Annotated in this window: 19 protein-coding genes and 1 pseudogene; 12 read left to right on the top strand and 8 right to left on the bottom strand. The window is 37.9% G+C overall.

The window, feature by feature from the left end; all coding sequences use genetic code 11:
* Nucleotides 1-984, top strand: a pseudogene (locus tag VIH09_RS10855) (hypothetical protein); the annotation flags it as partial.
* An 84-nt stretch (nucleotides 985-1,068) separates the two neighbouring features.
* On the opposite strand, the gene VIH09_RS10850 reads toward VIH09_RS10855, so the two are convergent.
* Entirely contained in the window at nucleotides 1,069-2,109 is a 1,041-nt protein-coding gene (locus VIH09_RS10850; protein ID WP_331580833.1) for a cysteine synthase family protein, read from the bottom strand.
* Between the two features lie 70 nt (nucleotides 2,110-2,179).
* A complete protein-coding gene (locus VIH09_RS10845) occupies nucleotides 2,180-4,240 on the bottom strand; it encodes a S9 family peptidase (RefSeq protein ID WP_331580831.1) in 2,061 nt (686 codons plus the stop codon).
* A 141-nt stretch (nucleotides 4,241-4,381) separates the two neighbouring features.
* Between VIH09_RS10845 and VIH09_RS10840 the strand changes: the two genes are divergently transcribed.
* A complete protein-coding gene (locus tag VIH09_RS10840; protein ID WP_331580829.1) occupies nucleotides 4,382-4,702 on the top strand; it encodes a YbaB/EbfC family nucleoid-associated protein in 321 nt (106 codons plus the stop codon).
* A gap of 61 nt (nucleotides 4,703-4,763) precedes the next feature.
* Here the strand turns inward: VIH09_RS10840 and VIH09_RS10835 are convergent, their stop codons facing one another.
* Complete coding sequence (locus VIH09_RS10835; RefSeq protein ID WP_331580828.1) at nucleotides 4,764-5,789, bottom strand: GntG family PLP-dependent aldolase; 1,026 nt, start codon at nucleotides 5,787-5,789, stop codon at nucleotides 4,764-4,766.
* Between the two features lie 47 nt (nucleotides 5,790-5,836).
* Here VIH09_RS10835 and prfB point away from each other — a divergent pair.
* A protein-coding gene (gene prfB, locus VIH09_RS10830) for a peptide chain release factor 2 (RefSeq protein ID WP_331580827.1) occupies nucleotides 5,837-6,935 on the top strand; the annotation gives its coding sequence in 2 pieces (ribosomal slippage) (nucleotides 5,837-5,899 and nucleotides 5,901-6,935; 1,098 coding nt in all).
* A 145-nt stretch (nucleotides 6,936-7,080) separates the two neighbouring features.
* On the opposite strand, the gene VIH09_RS10825 is transcribed toward prfB, so the two are convergent.
* The gene (locus VIH09_RS10825; protein WP_331580825.1) at nucleotides 7,081-7,716 is read right to left on the bottom strand and encodes a L,D-transpeptidase family protein; all 636 of its coding nucleotides are present in this window, start codon (nucleotides 7,714-7,716) and stop codon (nucleotides 7,081-7,083) included.
* Between the two features lie 218 nt (nucleotides 7,717-7,934).
* A complete protein-coding gene (locus VIH09_RS10820) occupies nucleotides 7,935-8,738 on the bottom strand; it encodes a phospholipase A (protein ID WP_331580823.1) in 804 nt (267 codons plus the stop codon).
* Nucleotides 8,739-9,031: 293 nt separating this feature from the next.
* Between VIH09_RS10820 and lpxD the strand changes: the two genes are divergently transcribed.
* The 6 genes from lpxD (at nucleotide 9,032) to VIH09_RS10790 (ending at nucleotide 15,688) form a co-directional block, all read left to right on the top strand.
* Nucleotides 9,032-10,030: a UDP-3-O-(3-hydroxymyristoyl)glucosamine N-acyltransferase gene (gene lpxD, locus VIH09_RS10815; RefSeq protein ID WP_331580821.1), complete on the top strand. Its 999-nt coding sequence runs from the start codon at nucleotides 9,032-9,034 to the stop codon at nucleotides 10,028-10,030.
* A gap of 199 nt (nucleotides 10,031-10,229) precedes the next feature.
* Complete coding sequence (locus VIH09_RS10810; protein ID WP_331580819.1) at nucleotides 10,230-11,858, top strand: acyl-CoA carboxylase subunit beta; 1,629 nt, start codon at nucleotides 10,230-10,232, stop codon at nucleotides 11,856-11,858.
* An 85-nt stretch (nucleotides 11,859-11,943) separates the two neighbouring features.
* On the top strand, nucleotides 11,944-13,533 hold the full coding sequence (locus tag VIH09_RS10805) for a S41 family peptidase (protein WP_331580817.1): 1,590 nt from the start codon (nucleotides 11,944-11,946) through the stop codon (nucleotides 13,531-13,533).
* A gap of 344 nt (nucleotides 13,534-13,877) precedes the next feature.
* Entirely contained in the window at nucleotides 13,878-14,522 is a 645-nt protein-coding gene (locus VIH09_RS10800) for a hypothetical protein (protein ID WP_331580815.1), read from the top strand.
* A gap of 79 nt (nucleotides 14,523-14,601) precedes the next feature.
* Nucleotides 14,602-15,180 carry a hypothetical protein gene (locus VIH09_RS10795; protein ID WP_331580813.1) on the top strand — a complete coding sequence of 193 codons (579 nt, stop codon included), beginning with the start codon at nucleotides 14,602-14,604 and terminating at the stop codon, nucleotides 15,178-15,180.
* An 85-nt stretch (nucleotides 15,181-15,265) separates the two neighbouring features.
* Nucleotides 15,266-15,688 carry a DoxX family protein gene (locus VIH09_RS10790; protein WP_331580811.1) on the top strand — a complete coding sequence of 141 codons (423 nt, stop codon included), beginning with the start codon at nucleotides 15,266-15,268 and terminating at the stop codon, nucleotides 15,686-15,688.
* Nucleotides 15,689-15,748: 60 nt separating this feature from the next.
* Here VIH09_RS10790 and VIH09_RS10785 read toward each other — a convergent pair whose 3' ends face one another.
* Together VIH09_RS10785 and VIH09_RS10780 are read right to left on the bottom strand one after the other, a co-directional pair.
* Complete coding sequence (locus tag VIH09_RS10785) at nucleotides 15,749-16,795, bottom strand: AMP-binding protein (RefSeq protein ID WP_331580809.1); 1,047 nt, start codon at nucleotides 16,793-16,795, stop codon at nucleotides 15,749-15,751.
* Nucleotides 16,796-16,826: 31 nt separating this feature from the next.
* Complete coding sequence (locus VIH09_RS10780; protein WP_331580806.1) at nucleotides 16,827-17,747, bottom strand: CPBP family intramembrane glutamic endopeptidase; 921 nt, start codon at nucleotides 17,745-17,747, stop codon at nucleotides 16,827-16,829.
* 107 nt (nucleotides 17,748-17,854) lie between these two features.
* Between VIH09_RS10780 and arsC the strand changes: the two genes are divergently transcribed.
* Nucleotides 17,855-18,196 carry an arsenate reductase (glutaredoxin) gene (gene arsC / locus VIH09_RS10775; RefSeq protein WP_331580804.1) on the top strand — a complete coding sequence of 114 codons (342 nt, stop codon included), beginning with the start codon at nucleotides 17,855-17,857 and terminating at the stop codon, nucleotides 18,194-18,196.
* Nucleotides 18,197-18,290: 94 nt separating this feature from the next.
* Nucleotides 18,291-20,720, top strand: coding sequence for a TonB-dependent receptor domain-containing protein (locus VIH09_RS10770; protein WP_331580802.1), 2,430 nt, complete (start codon nucleotides 18,291-18,293; stop codon nucleotides 20,718-20,720).
* Between the two features lie 133 nt (nucleotides 20,721-20,853).
* Here VIH09_RS10770 and VIH09_RS10765 read toward each other — a convergent pair whose 3' ends face one another.
* The gene (locus VIH09_RS10765; protein ID WP_331580835.1) at nucleotides 20,854-21,105 is read right to left on the bottom strand and encodes a hypothetical protein; all 252 of its coding nucleotides are present in this window, start codon (nucleotides 21,103-21,105) and stop codon (nucleotides 20,854-20,856) included.
* A gap of 204 nt (nucleotides 21,106-21,309) precedes the next feature.
* On the opposite strand from VIH09_RS10765, the gene VIH09_RS10760 reads away from it, so the two are divergent.
* A partial coding sequence (locus VIH09_RS10760; protein ID WP_331580800.1) for a lyase family protein occupies nucleotides 21,310-21,818 on the top strand: 509 nt, incomplete at its 3' end.

Raw genomic sequence — 21,818 nt, 5'->3', positions numbered from 1 at the left:
CTGGATGAAGAAGTATTTAATGCCGTTTCTAGAACCAAAGACCTGGGCAGACACGTTGTCTTGCATACTATGGATCAATCGAAACTAGGTTACCAAGCTCCTAGTGACGAATTTATTAAAAAACTAAATACAATTGAAAATTTATCAATTCAAATAATTGTAGATGGGTCACAGCTTAGATTAGATCCAAAAGACATACAAAATTATTTAAGCAAAGGATATATTGTTACCGTCACAGGGAGTAAATTCTTCACCGGCCCTCCATATTGCGGCGCATTAATTCTACCTAAAAGTGTCAACAAATTAATTCATTCCGTAAAAAACACATTACCCAAAGGTTTGACCAAATATTACAATCATTCCGATTGGCCTACTTCTTGGTTCTGTTCAAACGAATTATCCGATGGTTATAATTATGGTTCTTATATGCGCTGGAATGCAGCCGTAGTTGAAATGGACAGGTATTATAAAACACCTATTTTATATCGAAATATGGGTATTGAGATGTTTTGCAATTTTGTTGATGACTCGATAAAAGAGGCCACTTTTTTACAGCCTATTTATGATGATAATGAAACCAAAACGAAGTCCTACAGTTCTAAAGCGTTTGGGATAAGAAATATCCGCACCATTTTCCCTTTCTTTATTTTTAAAGATAATGAAGTGTTATCAGTTGATAAAGTAAAAAAATTGTATGCCTTATTAAATTCTGATTTATCCGAGCAGTTTGAAGGTTCTTCTTTAGAAATCATTCGCCTTGCTGCACAAAAATGCCATATCGGTCAGGCGGTCAACGTAAAATACACTAACGAAGTTGAAAGCGCTATTTTAAGAATCAGTTTGGGCGCAAGAGTTATTTCTGAAAGTTGGGTCAATAGGGATATCAGTCTCTTTTTTAGAAATATAGAACTTCAAATGAGTCAGATCACTATCACTATCAAAAAGATAGAATTAATACTTAGTAATCCTGAATTATTGGATTAAACAAATAAGTCATATTATTCTATGTTCAACAAAAAAGTCCCATTTGTAAAAACAAATGGGACTTTTAAATTTATAATTTTCAACTTATTTTATCATTTCAATCTTTTGAACTTCTTCTTGGTTTACACTGTCAAAGAAACCTTGTTCGTTCATCCAATCATCGCTAAATACTTTACTCATATAACGAGAACCGTGGTCTGGGAATATGGCAATAACATTACTGTTAGCGTCAAATTCACCTTCCTCTGCATATTGCTTGATTGCTTGTAAAACAGCTCCTGAAGTATATCCAACAAACAAACCTTCCTTTCTGGTGATTTCTCTGGCAGAATGCGCGCTTTCCTCGTCAGTTACTTTTATGAACTTATCGATCATGTCAAAATCAGTAGCAGATGGAATTAGGTTTTTACCCAAGCCTTCTATTCTGTAAGGATAAATTTCATCGTTATCAAACTCTCTTGTTTCGTGAAATTTCTTCAATACGGAACCAAAAGCATCAACACCAAGAACTCTGATATTAGGATTTTGTTCTTTTAAATACTTCGCTGTTCCGGAAATCGTCCCTCCCGTTCCGCTACAAGCGATCAAATGGGTGATTTTACCATTGGTTTGCTTCCAAATTTCGGGTCCAGTTGATTTGTAATGCGCATCAATATTCAATTGATTGAAATACTGATTGATATATACCGATCCTTTTGTTTCTTCATGCAATCTTTTGGCTACATTATAGTAAGAACGTTCGTCATCTGCGGAGACATGCGCAGGGCAAACATAAACTTTTGCGCCCAAGCTGCGAAGCATGTCAATTTTATCTTTGGATGATTTTGAACTTACGGCAAGGATGCAGTTATATCCTTTAATGATACTCACCATAGCCAAACTAAAACCAGTATTCCCGGAAGTGGTTTCTATAATGGTATCTCCAGGAGATAATATCCCTCTTTTTTCAGCCTCTTCAATAATGTATAATGCAATTCTATCTTTAGAGGAATGCCCCGGATTAAAAGCTTCTACCTTTGCGTAGAAATTACCTTCTAACTCTTCGGTGACTCTGTTTAGCTTAATAAGTGGTGTATTGCCTATTAATTCTAAAACATTATTATAAGCGTTTATTTCTTCTTTCATAAAAAAATAGTTAATCGAAATCAATTTTTTTAGACTTCGAAACATTGCAAATTTAACAAAATTTTTTGAATTAGTTTTTAATTTCCTCTAAATCTAATAAAAAGCTAAATTCCTTTGCTAGTTCTTTCAGGCTTTCGAACCTTCCAGAGGCTCCTCCATGGCCTGCATCCATGTTCGTATCGAGAAATAAAAGATTATTATCGGTTTTTAAAGCTCGCAATTTTGCGACCCATTTAGCGGGCTCCCAGTACTGCACTTGGGAGTCATGCAGACCAGTCGATATATACATATTAGGATAGGCTTGGGATTTCACGTTATCGTAAGGAGAATAGGATTTCATATAATGGTAATACCTTTTCACGTTTGGATTTCCCCATTCGTCATATTCCCCAGTCGTTAATGGAATCGTATCGTCAAGCATTGTGGTTGCAACATCTACAAAAGGGACCTGGGCAATTACTCCATGGTATAACTCTGGTGCCATATTCAAAATAACTCCCATCAATAATCCTCCCGCAGATCCTCCTTCAGCATATAAATGCTCAGGAGAAGTATATTTTTGATCTATTAAATATTTCGAACAGTCAATAAAGTCAGTGAAAGTATTTTTCTTTTTTAATAATTTTCCGTCTTCGTACCATTTCCTACCTAAGTCCTCCCCACCACGAATGTGCCCTATGGCATAGATAAAACCTCTATCCAATAAGGACAATCTTGTTGAAGAAAAATGGGCATCCATCGAATGTCCATAAGAACCGTAAGCATATAATAGCAAAGGATTTGTACCGTCTTTCTTCATTCCTTTTCTGTATACTACTGAAATGGGCACTATCGTTCCATCCTCTGCAGTAGCCCATAGACGCTCTTCGGTGTAATTGTTTTTATCAAATTTACCTCCGAGAACTTCTTGTTCCTTCTTGATTTCTTTCTCTTTGGTTTTCATATTGAAATCAATGATCGAAGCGGGCGTTGCCATTGATTGGTAGGCATAACGCAAAATATCCGTGTCAAAATCAACGTTTGTAGTAGGATGAACCGTATAAGTTTCGCTTTCAAAAGGCAGATAATACTCCTCTATTCCGCTCCACGGCATGATTCTAATTTTATTCAGACCATTGCTTCGCTCTGATACAACCAAATAGTCTTTAAAAATATCAATATCTTCCAATAGTACATCATCTCGGTGTTCTATAACGTCTACCCAATTCTCCATTTTAGTTGCCGATTCAGGAGTCTTCATCAGCTTGAAATTTGTTGCTTTGTCTTTATTGGTTACAATATAAAAACTGTCGCCATAGTGGGAAATGCTATACTCTAAACCTCTTTTTCTTTTTTGAAAAACAGTAAACTTCCCTTCTGGCTTGTCCGCCAATAAAGTTCTGAATTCAGTAGTTAAGGTGCTCGAAGAACTTATCAGAATGTATTTTTTTGATTTTTCTTTTCCAACGGCAACATCATAAGTATCGTCTTTTTCAAAATAAATCAATTTGTCAACGGCTATTTCGGTTCCCAAAATGTGCTTCAGCACAGTATCGGAACGCAAGGTATTCTCATCTTGTTTGGTGTAAAAGATAGTTTTATTGTCATTTGCCCAAGTCGAATTTCCCGTGGTATTTTCGATTTTATCAGCCAAAACCTCGCCCGTAAGCAAATTTTTGAATTGCAAAGTGTAAATCCTTCTCCCCACTGTATCCACCGCATAGGTGGCAAATTGATTATCAATACTAATGCTTAAACCGCTTAAATTGAAATATTTTTTCCCCTTCGCCAGTTCGTTGCAGTCGAACATGATTTCTTCTTTTGCCTCAAGGCTCTCTTTCTTTCTGGAATAAATGGGATAGTCTTTTCCCTTTTCGAATCGGGTAATATAATAATAGCCGTTGTATAAATAAGGTACGGATTCGTCATCTTCCTTAATCCTGGCTTTCATTTCCTCGAACAGTTCCTTCTGAAATTCCTGCGTATGGGCAGTCATTTTTCGGTAATATTCATTTTCTTTATTGAGGTAATCAATTACTTCAGGGTTTTCTCGGTCTTTTAGCCAAAAATAATTGTCAATTCTAACATCTCCAAATTTCTCCAATATGGTGGGCATAATTTTAGCAACTGGTGGTTGTATGTTTTCTGTCATTTTTTGAGCTTCAAGTTTTTAAAAGAAGCTACAAAAATAATACAAACCATGCCCAAAACGACAGTGTTTTTCATCTTATTTAACATTGTGTATCGCTCCAAATTTTGTAATTTCGTATCCTATAATTTTAAAATTATCAAAATGGACTTAATGGGAATGATGGGAAAACTTAAGGAAACCCAACAAAAAATGGAAGAAACTAAGAAACGATTGGATTCAGTTCTTATAGACGAACAAAGTTCTGACGGTTTATTGAAAGTGACGATTACTGCCAATAGAAAAATAAAATCGGTTACTATTGACGATTCCTTGCTTGAGGACAAGGAGCAACTGGAAGACTATATGATTATCGTGATGAACAAAGCAATCGAAAAAGCGACAAAAGTTAATGAAGCTGAACTTGACGCTGTTGCAAAAATGGACATGCCAATGATTCCAGGAATGGACAATTTGTTTAAATAAAAAAAAGTTTAAGGTTTAAAGTTCCTGTTTAGGGGAATCTTTAAACCTTAAACTTTTTAAATTAAAAGGTCAATTTCTCGAGCGTTTCCAGCACATAGGTATGCATTACTTCCCTGTAATCGAGATGTGTAACAATTCTAAGTTTACCATGTCCCATTGAGCTGATGGAGATGTTTTTTTGTTTTAATTTTTCTATCAAGGCTTGATCGCTGCAGTTAGAAGCCAATGAAAAAATCAAGATATTAGTTTCCACAGGTTCCACCGAAGCAACCCAACTCGCTTTGGCGAGCACATTAGCCAGTTCTTTAGCTCTTCTGTGGTCTTCTGCAAGGCGTTCCAAATTATGGTCCAAGGCATAAATTCCTGCCGCAGCCAGATAGCCCACTTGACGCATACCTCCACCCAAAATTTTTCGTATTCTTAAAGCGCGATGAATAGTAGCCTTATCAGCCAATAAAACAGAACCTATCGGTGCACCGAGTCCCTTTGACAAACAAACGGAAATGGTATCAAAAAGTTCCCCGAAATCTTTCGGATTTTGCTTTTTGGCCACCAAGGCATTCCAAATTCGGGCCCCGTCAAGGTGAAATTTTAAATTATTGGCAACGCAAACGGACTTTATTTTTTTTAAGTCTTCTATTTCATAGCAAGCTCCTCCGCCTTTATTAGTTGTGTTTTCCACACAAACCAAACTTGTCAAAGGGCTGTGGTAAAACTCAGGATCATTGATGGCTCCCGCTACTTGTTCAGCGGTTATCATTCCGCGATCACCGTCAAGCAAACAACAGGAAACCCCGCTGTTAAAAGAGACCCCCCCTCCTTCATAATGGTAAACATGCGCATACTTATCCGCTATTAGCTGCTCCCCCGGTTGCGTATGCAGTTTTATGGCCGCCTGGTTAGCCATCGTTCCCGAAGGGAAAAACAGTCCCGCCTCCATACCGAACATTGCCGCAACTTTTGCCTCTAATTCTATAACTGTTGGATCCTGCTTATATACATCGTCGCCCACTTCGGCGTTAAACATATATTGTAACATTTCGTATGTGGGCTTGGTAATCGTATCGCTAATTAAATTTATTTCCATATTCTAAAAACTATATCTTATTTTTGTCCAACAAAATTACATAATTTATGACAACTACCGAACAAATTAAAGGTATTGTAGAGCGCCTTGGTGCGTTGAGGAGGTATCTTTGACGTTGATGCCAAACTAATTGAGATTTCAAACGAGGAAGAGAAGACTTTCGCACCCGATTTTTGGAATAATCCAAAGGAAGCGGAGCTCATCGTAAAAAATCTTAGAAACAAGAAAAAATGGATTGAGGATTACAATAAGGCAATCGAAATGACTGACGAATTGCAATTAGCATACGAATTTTACAAGGAAGGAGAACTTACTGCGGAGGAACTGGACGAGCAATATGCTCTTACAGAAAATCATATTGACGCCATCGAGTTTAAGAACATGCTTTCGGATGAAGGCGATACTTTGAGTGCTGTATTACAAATTACAGCCGGAGCCGGCGGAACCGAAAGTTGCGATTGGGCCGAAATGCTAATGCGCATGTATATGATGTGGGGCGAAAAACATGGTTACAAAATAAAAGAATTGAATTTCCAAAAAGGAGAGGCTGCCGGTATTAAAACCGTGACACTCGAGTTTGAGGGGGATTATTCCTTTGGATATTTAAAAGGGGAAAATGGAGTACACCGTTTGGTTCGTATTTCACCTTTTGACAGTAATGCCAAAAGACATACTTCGTTTGCGTCCGTTTACGTGTATCCGCTGGTTGACGATAGTATCGAAATTGATATTAATCCCGCCGACATTGAAATTACGACTTCCCGTTCCAGTGGTGCCGGGGGCCAAAACGTGAATAAAGTGGAAACCAAAGTGCAATTGGTTCACAAACCGACGGGAATCCAAATCCAATGCTCCGAAACCCGTTCGCAACAGGATAACAGACAACGTGCGATGCAAATGTTGCGATCTCAATTGTACGAAATCGAACTAAAAAAGCAACAGGCAGAACGCGCGAATATCGAGGCCAGTAAAATGAAAATAGAATGGGGCTCCCAGATTAGGAACTACGTGATGCAACCCTATAAATTGGTCAAAGATGTCCGCACCGGTTATGAAACCAGCGATGTTGACGGCGTTATGAACGGTGAAATTGACGAATTCCTGAAAGCCTACCTTATGATGATGGGACAAAAGGAAGAGGAATAGTGGGTAGTTTTAATTCTCTACTTGCCGATTCAAAATAGATTAAATCTTTGCTTGTATAAAAATCCCCCCACCGTCGTTTGTCGAAGGTTTGGGAGGATTTTTTTTTGAATTTTCACAACTTTTTTTAGGCTTTATGCATTGCTTTTTACAAGCCGTTTTTCAAATCATTCAAATTTCCCATAATAATTGTTGGGTTCAGTTTGGGATCTAACCAGTTCACCATCAACTTCATGTTTTCTTCGTCAATAGCAACACATCCGGCGGTAAAATAAGGCTTTTTTACAGCCAGATGAAAAAAGATAGCACTGCCTTTTCCCTTTATAATTGGGTTCGTATTGTATTCTATAACCATGCAGTATTTATAGGCATCGTTACTCAGCACCAGATTTTCATAGGATTTTGCAGTGGTCGCGCCCCTTACATAGGTATTATAGTCCTTTGAATTCGGGTCATCAATCCATTTGTCGTCGGCGGTGGTTTGCTGGTAATCCAATAGTGTCTTTAGTTCCTTTTCATAGGTATATAACTTTCCTAAACGAAATATTCCGGTAGGTGACTTGCCATCCCCTTCCCGCTTGGCAAGTGACGGTGCAAAACCATTTTTACCGATACCTACTTCTTTCGTGTCAAATTTCAAGGCCCAATCTCCGCCCTTTTTCTCCAAGGCCACCAAAGTAGCACTATAATTTTCTTGTTGATAATTGTACACTACTAATAATTGGTCAACATTTTCTAACTTCTTTTCATTGCGTTCTGCAATTACTAATACGTTTTCAATCATGCTATTATTTGTTTGAGCACACAGATTATGGCAAAAAAACAATATTGCTGAAAAAAATAAAAAGCCGTGCCTGAGTTTCATTTTATTGTAGGTGTATCATTTCAAAATCGACAAGAGAATCCCGTGAGCAACTAAATTGGATTTCCTTCTATCTACAAACATACCAAATTTATAATAAATCCTTTACGATAGTTCAGAACCGCTGTTTGAATTCGAAATTAAAGCCATTCAATCAAGGAAACACCAACGCCTACTGTGGTTTGCGAATGATTATAATCTATAAGCGTTTCACCGTAGCCATGGGTAACCTGGAGGAAACCTTTTAAATTATTTTTTATCGGGTAGGACCAAGAAAACATAGAACTCCCTCTCGATTTAGAATTAAAATTCAAATTATGGGTTCCAATAAATGAGAAAATATTACCATTTCTGGTATAAATTACATTCACATCGCCCCGTCCTATATACTCTGCAATATCGGGATTGTCATTTTTTGCCGCGGGCAATATGAACCACGGCCTAACATATATGGTCAAATGCTTATATTCAAAACCGGCGTGTAAAATAACTCTATTCCAGCTTCTCGAATAAGGATCGCTTTTTCCATTTGATTCATGATTTAATGCCACACCGATCATCCTTGTGTTAAGCCCAAGGAGCTTAAATTTAACCGGAAAATTCAGAATCAGTTCAGGCTCGTAATTCACTTCTCTAAAAGGGCGTGATAACTCGGTATTGTAAATCTGCCAATGTGATATTTGTGTATATGCGAGCCACAAATCACCGTGTCCCCAAAAGAAATTTTGCAATACTTTAGTTTTGAAACTCAATTGAAACTTGGATTCAACATTGTCATATTCGACTCCTGGAGGCGCTACATAATCAGGGTCAACATTACCTGAATGGGGCTGTTCATTCGGCAGGCTGGTCCAGCGACCCGGTAAAACATACATGGATTTGTAAGGCGTAACTAAAAAAGTTCCTCTTATTGCTGTTGTATCTAATTCCCATCTCTCTGTCATGTTTCGGAGTTGAGTTTTATTATTAAACAATGCCTGTATCTGGGCATTTACGGTACAATAAGAAAATAAAAGTGTAAAAATCGAGCATTTTAATTGTTGTAATTTCATATTAGATAATCGCATTTTAGCGCGCAAAAATACTCGTTTAACACATCTGAGAGTTATATATTTGCCGTTATTTTTTATATAAATGCTACTTTTTAGTGTGTTAAAGAATTAAGAAACATTTGGAACTTAAGGTCTAAATCACTTTATTTGAGAATTATACCACAACCCTATCTATCAGAAAAATTATGAAGTCCTATTCCGTACAAGAAATAAATGAAGTCCTTAAAGGTGTCATTTTTGGTAATACATTACAATCTATCACCGCACCAGAGCAATTGGAAGTTGCCTCTAATTCTGAAATTTCATTTATAGGGAACAAAAAATATGAAAAACTTTGGTCCAGTTCAAAAGCTTGCGTTGCAGTTGTTAACGAAGACATTTCTATAGAACCTGGAGAAAATCGGGCATTTATAAAGGTAAAAAATGCAGATTTGGCCATGTCCCAAGTTTTGGAACTTTTTGCAAAACCAATGCCTTCGTTTTATATTGACATTCATCCGACTGCAGTGGTAGACAAAACTGCGGTAGTGGGAGTGGGCACTAAAATAGGTGCCGGATGCTACATTGGTCCTAATGTGCAAATTGGAGAAAACACCACTATATACCCAAACACCACTATTTTGGACGAATCTACGATAGGAAAAAATACCGTGATTTGGTCTGGAACTGTTGTCAGAGAGCGATGCCACGTAGGTAATGACTGTATTATACATCCCAACGCAACAATTGGCGCTGACGGTTTCGGTTTTCGCCCTTGTCCCGAAAAAGGCTTGGTCAAAATACCCCAAATTGGAAATGTGATTATCGGAAACGGTGTCGAAATTGGCGCAAATAGCTGCGTGGATAGAGGAAAATTCAGTTCCACCGTTTTGGGCGATGGCTGCAAAATAGATAATTTGGTTCAGATAGGTCATAACAGTAAACTGGGCCGTTTTTGCATCATGGCGGGAAACAGCGGATTGGCAGGATCGGTAACTTTAGGGAATGGCGTCATCATAGGTGGAAGCGCTTCCATAAAAGACCACACCACGATTGGTGATGGAGCGATCGTGGGTGCCGGTTCAGGAGTAACCGGTGATATCCCAGCGGGCAAAACCATGTTGGGTTACCCCGCGGTTGAAGCTCGTGACGCACTGAAACAATGGGCTATTTTGAAAAGACTGGTTAATGATTCTAAAAAGTAATCATTCCTTTTAGTCATAACATCAACGTATTTTTATACAAACAACAAAAAGAAAACAGAAATAAATAACTGTTTTCTTTTTGCATTTATACGCATAAAACCAAATATTTAATTTCGGTTCTAAACTAGTCCAAATCCTGAAATTTATCTCAGCGAATTTCGTATTTTAGCCGTCTATTTTCTCACAAAAATTATACATCATGGATTTAAACTTCAATAAAAATGAAGATCACAATAAACTTTTACTGTCTCAATTAAAACAAAATTTTTCTAAGGTAAAATTGGGTGGTGGGGAAAAACGCATTCAGAAGCTGCATGCCGAAGGTAAAATGACCGCACGAGAACGCATCGATTATTTGCTTGACCCTAAGGCCAAGTGCATCGAAATTGGGGCTTTTGTTGGTGAGGGGATGTACAAAGAACATGGTGGCTGCCCGTCTGGTGGCGTGATTGTTAAAATAGGATACATCAAGGGCAAACAATGCATTGTGGTGGCCAACGACGCCACCGTAAAAGCGGGAGCTTGGTTTCCTATAACCGCCAAGAAAAATTTACGTGCTCAGGAAATCGCCATGGAAAATCGTTTGCCCATTATTTATTTGGTAGATAGTGCCGGTGTTTATTTGCCGCTGCAAGACGAAATCTTTCCGGACAAAGAACATTTCGGACGCATTTTCAGGAACAATGCGCAAATGAGCAGCATGGGAATTACCCAGATTTCGGCCATTATGGGAAGCTGTGTTGCCGGTGGGGCTTATCTTCCTATCATGAGTGACGAAGCCCTAATAGTGGAAAAAACAGGAAGCATCTTTTTGGCAGGAAGTTACTTGGTCAAAGCGGCCATTGGCGAAAGCATAGACAATGAAACGTTGGGCGGCGCAACCACACATTGCGAAATTTCGGGTGTTACGGATTACAAAGCCAAAGACGACAAGGACGCCTTGGACAAAATAAAAAATATAGTCGATAAAATTGGTGATTTTGACAAAGCGGGTTATAGTCGAATAAAAGCCGTAAAGCCCGCATTGGACGAAAAAGACATCTATGGCATATTGCCAAAAGCCAGAAACGAACAATACGACATGATGGAAATCATCAGCCGTCTTGTCGACAACTCTGAATTTGAAGCCTACAAAGACGGCTATGGCCAAACCATCATAACCGGTTACGCCAGAATTGACGGTTGGGCCGTAGGGATTGTTGCCAACCAAAGAAAAGTGGTGAAAACCAAAAATGGAGAAATGCAGTTTGGCGGAGTGATCTATTCCGACAGTGCCGATAAGGCTACCCGTTTTATTGCCAATTGCAACCAGAAAAAAATCCCCTTGGTTTTCGTACAGGACGTCACCGGTTTTATGGTGGGTTCTAAATCGGAACAGGGCGGAATCATAAAAGATGGCGCGAAAATGGTAAACGCAGTCAGCAACTCCGTTGTGCCTAAATTCACGGTAATTGTCGGGAATTCTTATGGAGCGGGAAATTACGCGATGTGCGGAAAAGCCTATGACCCGAGATTGATTTTTGCTTGGCCAAGTGCAGAACTTGCCGTAATGGGAGGAACGCAGGCAGCAAAAGTTCTGGCCCAAATCGAGGCCTCTTCACTAAAATCAAAAGGTGAAGTAGTTGATGAGGCAAAAGAAGCTGAATTATTCGCGAAAATAAAAGCGAGATACGACGAACAAGTTTCACCATATTACGCCGCTTCCAGATTATGGACAGATGCAATAATTGATCCATTAGATACCCGTACTTGGATTTCTATGGGTATTGAAGCCGCCAACCACTCCCCTATTGAAAAGAAATTTAATTTGGGTGTCATTCAGGTATAGTTTATAATGATCAGTGTTTAGGCCGCAGTATTCCGATGCTGTAACCTAAACACTTTTTAAAAAAGCCTTCGTGTAAATAAAAAACATGAGAAAAACGGTCCTACTTGTCTTCACGATTTTATTCTTTGTTCAATGCGCTTCCGTAAAAAAGCACAATGCGCATCTGGATGATTTAATTTCCGTAGAAAAACTGAAGTCGGATGTAGATTTTACTTATCTAAAATTACAAAAATTACACCCCAATCTGTATTGGTACATTAGCAAAAAAGAACTTGACTATAAGTTTGATAGCCTGAAATCAAGTATTAGCAAACCCATGCTCCCTTCTGATTTCTACAGAATATTGAGCCCCGTGGTTGCCGCCGTAAGACAAGGCCATACCTTTGTATATCCGGCTACAAAATTACTGACTAAAAAGGAAAGCAAGTCGCTTACTAAAAAAGGAATTGGACCATTTTCCCAATTCGAATATGAGCTTTTTAACGACAAATTATATGTCGTAAAAAACAAATCGCATAACAAATCCATAAAGATAGGGTCCGAAGTTGTTGCCGTCAACGGGGCGAATTCTATAGATTTAATTCACAAAAATAACCGCTATTACAGCTCAGACGGTTTCAACACCACTTTAAAGAGCCGCAGCGCAGGCAAAAGGTTTCCTTACTATTTCACGAACGAAAACGGCATCAAGGACAGTATCCAATTTGATTTCAAATTCAATGACACTTTAAAAACGGTTACAATCGCAAGAAAAAAAGAGGACACTTTAGGGAAACTTGCCGAAAAAATCAAAAAAGACTTGGCATCCATTAATAAATTAAAATCGAAAGAAATTAGACGAAAGAAAAGAGTTAACGGGTACAATGCTGCCGAAAAAAATTATAACCACGATCTTCATTTTCTGGAAAAGGACAGTAGTGTCGCGGTAATGAAAATTAGAGGATTCAAAAAAGGTCATTTTAGAACTTTCTACAAAGAAAGTTTCCACAAAATTGCGAAGTACAAATCAAACGCTCTCGTTCTTGATTTACGCAACAATGGTGGCGGCCGAGTGACCGAAATCGCGAATTTATATTCTTATTTGGCAGACTCAACCTTCATTTTTTTGGACAAGTCTGAAGTGGTCACAAAATCCAGTCTATTTAAGGGCGCATACTTCCACGGCGGCTCCTTCGGCGTCAAAACCCTAAAAGTTTTATTTTCACCACTAGCATATGGCTACCTATTATTGACCGTCCACAAGGAAAAGGACGGCAAAAACTATTTTGCAACGCACACAAAACCACGTGAGCCTAACAAAAATGCTTTTAAGGGTAGAATTTATGTGCTTATCAATGGGGGAAGCTTTTCTGCATCATCCATTCTCTCTACGAATCTGAAAGGCTCGAAAAGAGCATTTTTTGTGGGGGAAGAAACTGGCGGTGCCTACAACGGAACAGTTGCGGGATTTATGCCCAAAGTTAAATTGCCCAATAGCGAACTAAAAATCCGAATTGGAATAATGATGATGGCGTCAAAATTCAAAACCGCTACGGTAGGCCGAGGTATTTTTCCCGACAAAGAAATAACTCCCACGATTGAAGACCGCATCAACGAAAATGACCCTGAGATCGACTGGGTTTTAAAGGATATAAAATCCAATACATCTGACACTTCAGAAAATCCGGAAAATTAAAGCCTGCCTAAATTCGCATTCCCAATCTTCTTTCTTCCTTAAATTCTGCTAACCGGAATGCAATTTTTCCTGACCAATACTGTTTTTAGAAATTTCATCACATATTGCCGTTTTAATGGTGAAAAAAGAACCAATCGAACTAGGCTTAAACTAAATTCGCACTCCAAATTATCGACGTTTAATTCCTCATTAACAGCCTTTTAAGTAATTATTCCCTATCTTTATATAGGATTGGTAGCAGCTAAAATCCTATATAAAAATTTATGTTTTCATTATGTCGCTTTTTTATTTGATTCGATAAAAAAGTCAAAACCTATCTTTTAAATGATCCAATCAAAGGTAAAATGAAAAAATTAACGGCTATATTGACAAGTATAATTTTGTTTGCAGTTCAATTCTGTATTGCGCAGCAAATAACCGAAACAGAAACGGCAAGGGAACCGGATAACTCCATTTTCTTGGAAGCTGGCATCAATTTTTCCGTGCCGGTACATATCCAGATGTACCGTTCGCATAGGGTTGGTATTGGTCTTAACGCAAGGGCCGCTAAAAGACTATCCCCAAAAACAGAATTAGGAATCAGGGCCGAATACGACTACCGCTTTGCCAGGAATATATCCCCAGACCTCTCGGATATAAAGGATCCGTTTGATGAGATTAAAAAAAGAGCCCTATGTAGAAACTACGGCTTAATTGCGGTAAAGCCAAATGTGCAATTCTATTTTAGACGACAGTGGTTTTTAGGACTGGAAAGCGGTGTAGGCTACGCCATTTCGGATGAAAACAGCAGCATAGGCCTGGGTTTTGTCTCGGAGTACGGCGGCAACGCCCGTTTTGGATGGTGCTCAGGCATTTACCTCGGCAAATATTTTTCCAATGGCAACATACCGCGACAGTTCGGAATTTCTTTGAATTTGACCAATTTCGTACTTAAAGCCCATGCGGAAAACATTCTTGGTCTTAAGTTTAATTATTGCTTCAATAAATAGGGTTCGATTACCCACCTATTTTACGAATACATTTTAGTAAGAGAGAATAGTACAGCTATAAAAGCTACACCTGACCGCCATGAAAAAAATAACTAAATGGATAGTTGCAATCTTATTTATCTGGATAGTATTAACCGTTTGGGTAGAAAAGGAAGGTCCTTACGACAAATGGAATATGGGAAACTTGGATTCTTCAAAAAAGGCTCTGGTATTGTATGATCCGGACCCTTTTTACAATTTAGACCAACAAATCTGCGAATCCGTCGGCAGTGTATTGGCTGACAATGACTTTAACGTCACTCTGGCTACTGTCGCAGCCATCCAAGAAGCAAAAACGACCGACTATCAGTTATATATATTCTGTGCCAACACCTACAATTGGGAACCTGATTGGGCCATATGCCGCGCTATAGACCGGATTCCGATTGCGCATAAAAAAGTAATCGCAATCACCGTTGGCGCAGGTTCAACTAGTAATTCGCAGAAAGTTTTTGAAAAGCTTATAATAAGTAAAAGCGCCATTCTACTGGGCTCGAAATCTTTTTGGCTTTGGAAACCAAATGATTCGTCAAGAACGAATGGATCTAATGTTAAAGTGGCAGTGAAAAAAAGCAGAGAATGGATTTCCGGAATAGTTGAGCTCATGAAAAAACGGTAACTACAATATGATTTTTTCCCTACACCCATATTCGTATTTCGTTAATAATTACTACCTTAGTACATCCATTTTAAATTACATCGATATGAATACTGTAAAAGATTTAAACAAATGGGCAAATGCGCATACTTACATCACTTTAGATTTGTTGAGGATTGCCCTCGGCGTCTTTTTGTTTATGAAGGGAATTTCCTTTATAACAAATATTCAATATTTGTCAGATCTCATCTCACCGATCGACAAAATTGGCGGCGGAATGTTCCTCATTCATTACATTGCTCCCGCGCATATGGTAGGTGGAATAATGATTGCGTTCGGTTTACTCACCAGATGGGCAATAATAGCCCAATTGCCAATTTTAATTGCGGCTATAGTCGTAAATTTCATGGGTGAAATGCATCAACAAAATTTACTGCTGGCCTTCATAGTTCTTGTTGTATGTGTCTTCTTTTTGTTTTATGGAAGCGGGAAACATTCAGCCGATTACTATTTTAAAATGCAAAAATAAGCCCAATAAAAAAAGCATCTGCCGCGACTGATGCTTTTTTTATTTAATATTTCGAGTAATTTAGATGCTTTCCAAAATCTCTTTCCTTTTAATTTTTCCGTTCTCCGTTTCCATAAATTTCGAAACATAAAATATTTCCTTTGGTTTTTCGTATTTATCCAACATCTCAAAAACGACCGCATCAAAAGACTTTTTCTCACCTTCGATAACGAGAATTAATTTCTCACCCAAAACTGAATCAGGAATTCCTCCCACAAAAAAGCGGGTATCGATTTCACTTGCTAATTTCTCCTCAATTTGTTCGGGAATTAACTTGATTCCTCCACTGTTGATGACATTATCAGCGCGTCCTAGAAACACAAATTGATTCTCATTAAGTATTTCGACTAAATCATTGGTGACAATTGACTCTTCAGAAATTTTTGGAGCATCAATCACCAAACAATTTTTATCATTTTGCGAAATTTTGATATCGGGTAATAGTGAAAAAAAGGTATCCCCCGCTTTTTTTGCGGCTATATGACTGACCGTCTCTGTCATACCGTAAGTCTCATAAACGTCGGCTTTCGTTTTTATCAGGTCTTTTTCAAGTGCTTTACTCATTTTAGCCCCACCTACAATCAGCTTTCTCACATTTTTCAGTCCTGCCAATGAGTTTTGTGCCTGTAAAGGAACCATTGCCACAAAGTCATATTTAGTCTTATTCTTGGCCAGAGGATGGGAGCTGGGCTCAACAAAATCAATCTCAAGACCCAAAATAAAACTGCGGACCAACATCATCTTTCCCGCGATATATTTTGTAGGCAAACAATACAATGCTTTGTCACCAGGGCTCAATTCGAAAAAATCACCTGTAGCCAAGGCGGAGTTAACCATCGATTGTTTGCTTGTTTTTATAATTTTGGGTTCACCGGTCGTACCTGAACTTTGCAAATTGATGTATGGTTTATTATCAAACCAATCCAGTAAAAAGTCCCCAATAGATTTTTCAAATGTATCACCTTCTTTTATCAAATAATAGGCGGCGGTACATAACTCGTTTTTGTCCAAATGGACGCCATTTAATTTGAAAAGATTATGCACGTTTTTATAGGTTACCTTCTTCATTGTCAATTTGTTTGTTTTAAATATTGCTGAATTACCGCACTTTAATTTTACCGGTCAATTTTTCTTTCCAACCGGACCATTGGTATTTTCTACTAAAGATATATAAAAGTATCGGGTAAATTACGATTACCGGCAAGATAACATCTAAACCTGCTTTGGGCTCCGAGATGTCTTTAAGGATGGAGTGTGTCTGAAAGGCTGACCAATCAGATGTGACTAACAGAGCGCTCACTAAATTGTTTGCCGCATGAAAGCCCAAAGCGAGCTCCATTCCTTCATCCATCAATGTAATTATCCCTAAAAACAAGCCTGTTCCTATATAATACACAAAAACAATGTTCCCCATTTTCAGGACTTCAGGATTAGACAAATGCATCGTTCCGAAAATTATTGAAGTCATTAGCAAAGGAAACCATTTGTTTTTGGCGAGATTGGCAAAACCTTGCATCAAATAGCCCCTGAAAACATATTCTTCCGTACTGGTTTGAATTGGAATCAAAAGCACGCCTATAATGACCAGTATTGCGAAGGGAACGGGTTTAAAATTTATCGTGAAATGTTCAGGGCTATTAAAGTAAAATAGCAAAGTGGAAACCACCGTAAAAATTGCCCAAATTGAAAACGAGAAAAAAAACCTGGACCAATCCATTTTACCTCGCGACGTAGTTATGGAAAGCATAGTCTGATTGTGCAGGTACTTAACAACAAAATAGACTGCAAAAAGCGTAAAAACAAAAGAAATGAGAATCAGAAAAAGGGTCAAATTTGGTTCAAAAAAGTGCATCACCTCTTCACTGTCTGAAGGATATGGTTTGTCTTTTAGCATCGTTTCATAAAATAATCCCAATAAAAATGGTATCTGTCCAACAAATGAGGCAAATATTATTATGGCTGAGCCGACCAAATATTTCCAAAACTTGTTTTCTGAATTGACCCCTTGTTCTATAAACATCTATTTTTTATTAATTATATGGTAATTAGCCTTTCAAAGCCTATTTTTGTTCGCTCGAAAATAACCATTTTATTTCATTTTTTTTTAATTCAAAAAAAATAATAATCATGATACAAATATACCATAATCCACGCTGCGGGAAATCCAGAAATTGTTTAGCATTGATAGCCGATTCCGGAAAAGAATACGAGATCGTAAAATATCTCGAACATCCTCCCACAATTGCTCAATTAGTTTCCCTTTTAAAAAAACTAAACAAGAAACCACTAGAATTAGTGCGCCAAAAAGAAAAAATCTGGATCGATAATTTTAAAGACAAGACACTCACCGACGATGAGATTATAAAAGCAATGACCGAAAACCCCATCCTTATTGAAAGACCAATCGTAATAAACGGAGACAAAGCGATCATTGGCCGGGAACTGGATAAAGTGGCTTCTTTCATCTAGTCCTTCCTTGTTTTATTTAACATTTTTTTGTGATTTGCCTTTTAAACCAAATCCATTTTTTGTAATCCAATACAAAAAATCAAAACTGAAACTGATGCGTCATCAATTAAAATCCTTTTTCACCCTTGCACTATTTTTTACATTCTTACTAAATTTTGCCCAGCAAGGGCCTGGATCTGCTAGGGAACGAATAAAAATCACCGGAACTGTTATTGAGAAGATAAGCAAGCAACCTTTGGAATATGCCACGGTTACTTTTATCAGCTCAAAAAACGCAAAAGTAATAGCCGGAGGCATCACAAATCCGAAAGGAGAGTTCAATATTGACGTATTCCCTGGGATGTATACTGTTAAAATAGAATTCATTTCTTTTAAATCGATAACTTTAAATGAACAAACCCTGAAGGAAAACACCAATCTAGGAACCGTTTCATTAGTAGAAGACGCGGCACAATTAAACGAAGTGGTTATCCGTGCAGAAAAATCTACTGTCGAGATAAAATTGGATAAAAAGGTATATAATGTAGGCCAAGATATGCTCGTCAAAGGGGGAACAGTAAGCGATGTGTTAGAAAATGTCCCTTCAGTTTCTGTTGATGTCGAAGGAAACGTAAGTTTAAGAGGTAGCGACAATGTCCGTATTTTTATCGATGGCCGTCCTTCAAACGCCTTAAACATGGCCGAGGCTTTACGCCAAATTCCTGCTGATGCCATTGACAAAGTTGAAGTAATCACAAATCCGTCAGCGCGTTACGATGCCGAAGGTGGAGCCGGAATTTTAAATATCATCCTGAAAAAAGGAAAAAACCAGGGTTTCAATGGTTCTTTTATAGCTTCTGCAGGAATCCCTGAAACCTACGGCTTAAGTGCAAACTTAAATTACAAAACAGAGAAGCTGAACTTTTTTACTTCCACCGGTTACGATTACAGAACTAATGAAGGTGCAGGGTTAACTGATTCACAATATTTCAATCCTGATGGTTCCATTAGTAAATATATTTATGAAAATCGTGACACCAATAGAACCAGAAAAGGAATTTCCACTAAAACAGGAGTCGAATGGACAGTTGCTCCTAACACTTTCTGGACCAACTCCATCAGTTACAGAGAAAACAGCGGAAAAGATGAAGATTTGGTCACTTATAACGAATTCGATAATCAACAAAATTTCACTTCGACCACTTACCGTTTAACTGACGGTACCGATAACGGAAATAACTTTGAGTTTGCATCTAACTTTCTCAAAAACTTCAATGACAACGGGCATAAATTGACAGTTGACGGATCCTATTCCAAAAATAATGATAATGAAGATTCGAATTTTAGTGCTGCTGCTGAAGTTCAAAAACAATTTCAATTTCAGGCTGACTATGTTTTACCTATCGGTGAAGGAAGCCAGTTTGAAGCGGGATATAAAGCGAATTTTAACAACCTGAATAAAGACTATGACATTTTCTCTAGTGAAAACGGAAATAATGTCGACACTTTTTTGTCCAACACATTAGAATACAAAGAAAAAATTAATGCCCTTTATACACAATATGGTTTCAAAGCCAACAAATTCTCTTACCTGTTTGGCTTGCGTTGGGAAGATACCAATATCGACGTTAATTTATTGGATACAAATGAGTTTAACAATAAAAAATACAGTAATTTTTTCCCGAGCGCTTTTGTGAATTATGAAATTTCAAATGAAAGCAGCCTCTCTTTAAGTTACAGCAAACGTTTGTCAAGACCGCGAGGTCGCTTTTTAGATCCTACTCCTAACGTTTCAAGCAACATCAATATCTTTAGAGGTAACCCTGATTTAGACCCTTCATTAACGGATAAATTTGATTTAGGATATATTAAACGTTGGGACAAAGTAACATTCAATACTTCCATGTATTTTGAAAATACCACCGATGTGTTCTCTTTTGTACGTTATGAGAACGGCGAGTTTGTGGATGGTACCCCGGTGATTCTTAGTACGCCAATCAACATCGGAAAAGAGCAAAAGTTCGGATTTGAATTCACTTTAAATTATTCTCCAATCAAAAAATGGAAAATAAACAGCAGTTTCAACCTTTATAACACCAAAACAACAGGAGATTTTGTGTCCACCAATTCTCAAGACCAAGTAATCACCCAAAATCTCGATAATGAAGCTTTTTCTTGGTTTGCAAGGGTCAACTCGCGTTTAACCTTGCCGTACAAAATCGAATGGCAAGCAAGCGGAATGTACTTTGGCCCAAGTAACACGGCACAAGGAAAAAATTTAAGTCTATACGTAGTCAATTCCGCGTTTAGCAAGGATATTTTAAAAGATAAGGCCACAATCGCTTTTAACGTAAGTGATATTTTGAATTCACGTAAAAGAAGGTCTGAAACCAATTTGTCAAGCGTAAGTAATTATAGTGAGTTTCAATGGAGAAAAAGACAATTCAATCTCTCATTTACCTACCGACTGAACAAAAAGAAAAACGATAGAGATAAAAATGCCCCTAAAAATAACGAAGAAGAAGGCGGTGGTTTTCCGGGATAATAAGTGATTTAATTTGGTTAGTTAATTCATTGTAAATGCGGGTTCGTTTCATTACGGATCCGCATTTTTTTTTTAATAAGACATAAAAAAAAAAGGACTCGCGTAAACGGGTCCTTTTTTGGTAACAATCGATTTAAACTGATTGTTCTTGCTTCTTTTTATTTCTTTTTTCTTTATATGCTTCCCAAGTTGCGCCACCTACCCAATAGGATACGAAACTAACTAGAAAAAACATTAACCAAAATCCTAATGTTAGAATTGATAAAAAAAGTAAAAAGCCTAAGTACTGTGAAAATTCAAACATGTTTTCCGGAATTTTTGAATGTAGCCACAAATGTAAGCGTAATATCTTTTCGTAGCAATAAAAAACCAAATCAATTTTCATAAAATAGTATTTATCCGTATTTTTGAGCTCGATTATGAGGATTTTATGCTGATTTTTCAGGAGCTATTCCCGCTATCCGTTTCAATCCACGTAAAAACGTGGGATTTCCACTGCTATCGGGGCTAAAAAAAATTCGGACATTAAAGACACCATTGGCATCAATGGAAATTCAACAAAAAATTAAACACACAAATAAACACTAAAATGAAATTCAGAATTGAAAAAGACACCATGGGTGAAGTGCAGGTTCCAGCTGACAAATATTGGGGAGCACAGACAGAACGTTCTAGAAACAATTTTAAAATAGGTCCATCGGCTTCCATGCCAAAAGAAATTATCGAAGGTTTTGCTTACCTAAAAAAAGCGGCCGCTTACGCCAACTGTGATTTGGGCGTTTTACCGGCAGAAAAGAGAGACGCTATCGCAGCGGTATGCGATGAAATCCTTGCCGGCAAACTGGACGACCAATTTCCATTGGTTATCTGGCAAACAGGTTCAGGAACGCAAAGTAACATGAACGTCAACGAAGTGGTGGCTAATCGCGCACAAGTACTGAAAGGGTTCGAAATTGGCGAAGGCGAACAATTCATCAAGGCCAATGATGACGTGAACAAATCACAATCTTCTAACGATACCTTCCCTACAGGAATGCACATTGCCGCTTATAAATCGGTGGTGGAAATCACTATCCCGGGAGTGGAGAAACTAAGGGA

The organism is Flavobacterium sp. (assembly GCF_036515215.1).
Classification (GTDB): domain Bacteria; phylum Bacteroidota; class Bacteroidia; order Flavobacteriales; family Flavobacteriaceae; genus Flavobacterium.
Note: the sequence above shows the minus strand (reverse complement) of the source record. Positions and strands in the feature narration are given on the sequence as shown.

What these genes read in the sequence shown, in the direction of transcription:
- VIH09_RS10850 (WP_331580833.1), bottom strand. Translation starts at nt 2,109, where the DNA reads ATGAAAGAAGAAATAAACGCTTATAATAATGTTTTAGAATTAATAGGC.
- VIH09_RS10845 (WP_331580831.1), bottom strand. Translation starts at nt 4,240, where the DNA reads ATGACAGAAAACATACAACCACCAGTTGCTAAAATTATGCCCACCATA.
- VIH09_RS10840 (WP_331580829.1), top strand. Translation starts at nt 4,382, where the DNA reads ATGGACTTAATGGGAATGATGGGAAAACTTAAGGAAACCCAACAAAAA.
- VIH09_RS10835 (WP_331580828.1), bottom strand. Translation starts at nt 5,789, where the DNA reads ATGGAAATAAATTTAATTAGCGATACGATTACCAAGCCCACATACGAA.
- VIH09_RS10825 (WP_331580825.1), bottom strand. Translation starts at nt 7,716, where the DNA reads ATGATTGAAAACGTATTAGTAATTGCAGAACGCAATGAAAAGAAGTTA.
- VIH09_RS10820 (WP_331580823.1), bottom strand. Translation starts at nt 8,738, where the DNA reads ATGACAGAGAGATGGGAATTAGATACAACAGCAATAAGAGGAACTTTT.
- lpxD (WP_331580821.1), top strand. Translation starts at nt 9,032, where the DNA reads ATGAAGTCCTATTCCGTACAAGAAATAAATGAAGTCCTTAAAGGTGTC.
- VIH09_RS10810 (WP_331580819.1), top strand. Translation starts at nt 10,230, where the DNA reads ATGGATTTAAACTTCAATAAAAATGAAGATCACAATAAACTTTTACTG.
- VIH09_RS10805 (WP_331580817.1), top strand. Translation starts at nt 11,944, where the DNA reads ATGAGAAAAACGGTCCTACTTGTCTTCACGATTTTATTCTTTGTTCAA.
- VIH09_RS10800 (WP_331580815.1), top strand. Translation starts at nt 13,878, where the DNA reads ATGAAAAAATTAACGGCTATATTGACAAGTATAATTTTGTTTGCAGTT.
- VIH09_RS10795 (WP_331580813.1), top strand. Translation starts at nt 14,602, where the DNA reads ATGAAAAAAATAACTAAATGGATAGTTGCAATCTTATTTATCTGGATA.
- VIH09_RS10790 (WP_331580811.1), top strand. Translation starts at nt 15,266, where the DNA reads ATGAATACTGTAAAAGATTTAAACAAATGGGCAAATGCGCATACTTAC.
- VIH09_RS10785 (WP_331580809.1), bottom strand. Translation starts at nt 16,795, where the DNA reads ATGAAGAAGGTAACCTATAAAAACGTGCATAATCTTTTCAAATTAAAT.
- VIH09_RS10780 (WP_331580806.1), bottom strand. Translation starts at nt 17,747, where the DNA reads ATGTTTATAGAACAAGGGGTCAATTCAGAAAACAAGTTTTGGAAATAT.
- arsC (WP_331580804.1), top strand. Translation starts at nt 17,855, where the DNA reads ATGATACAAATATACCATAATCCACGCTGCGGGAAATCCAGAAATTGT.
- VIH09_RS10770 (WP_331580802.1), top strand. Translation starts at nt 18,291, where the DNA reads ATGCGTCATCAATTAAAATCCTTTTTCACCCTTGCACTATTTTTTACA.
- VIH09_RS10765 (WP_331580835.1), bottom strand. Translation starts at nt 21,105, where the DNA reads ATGAAAATTGATTTGGTTTTTTATTGCTACGAAAAGATATTACGCTTA.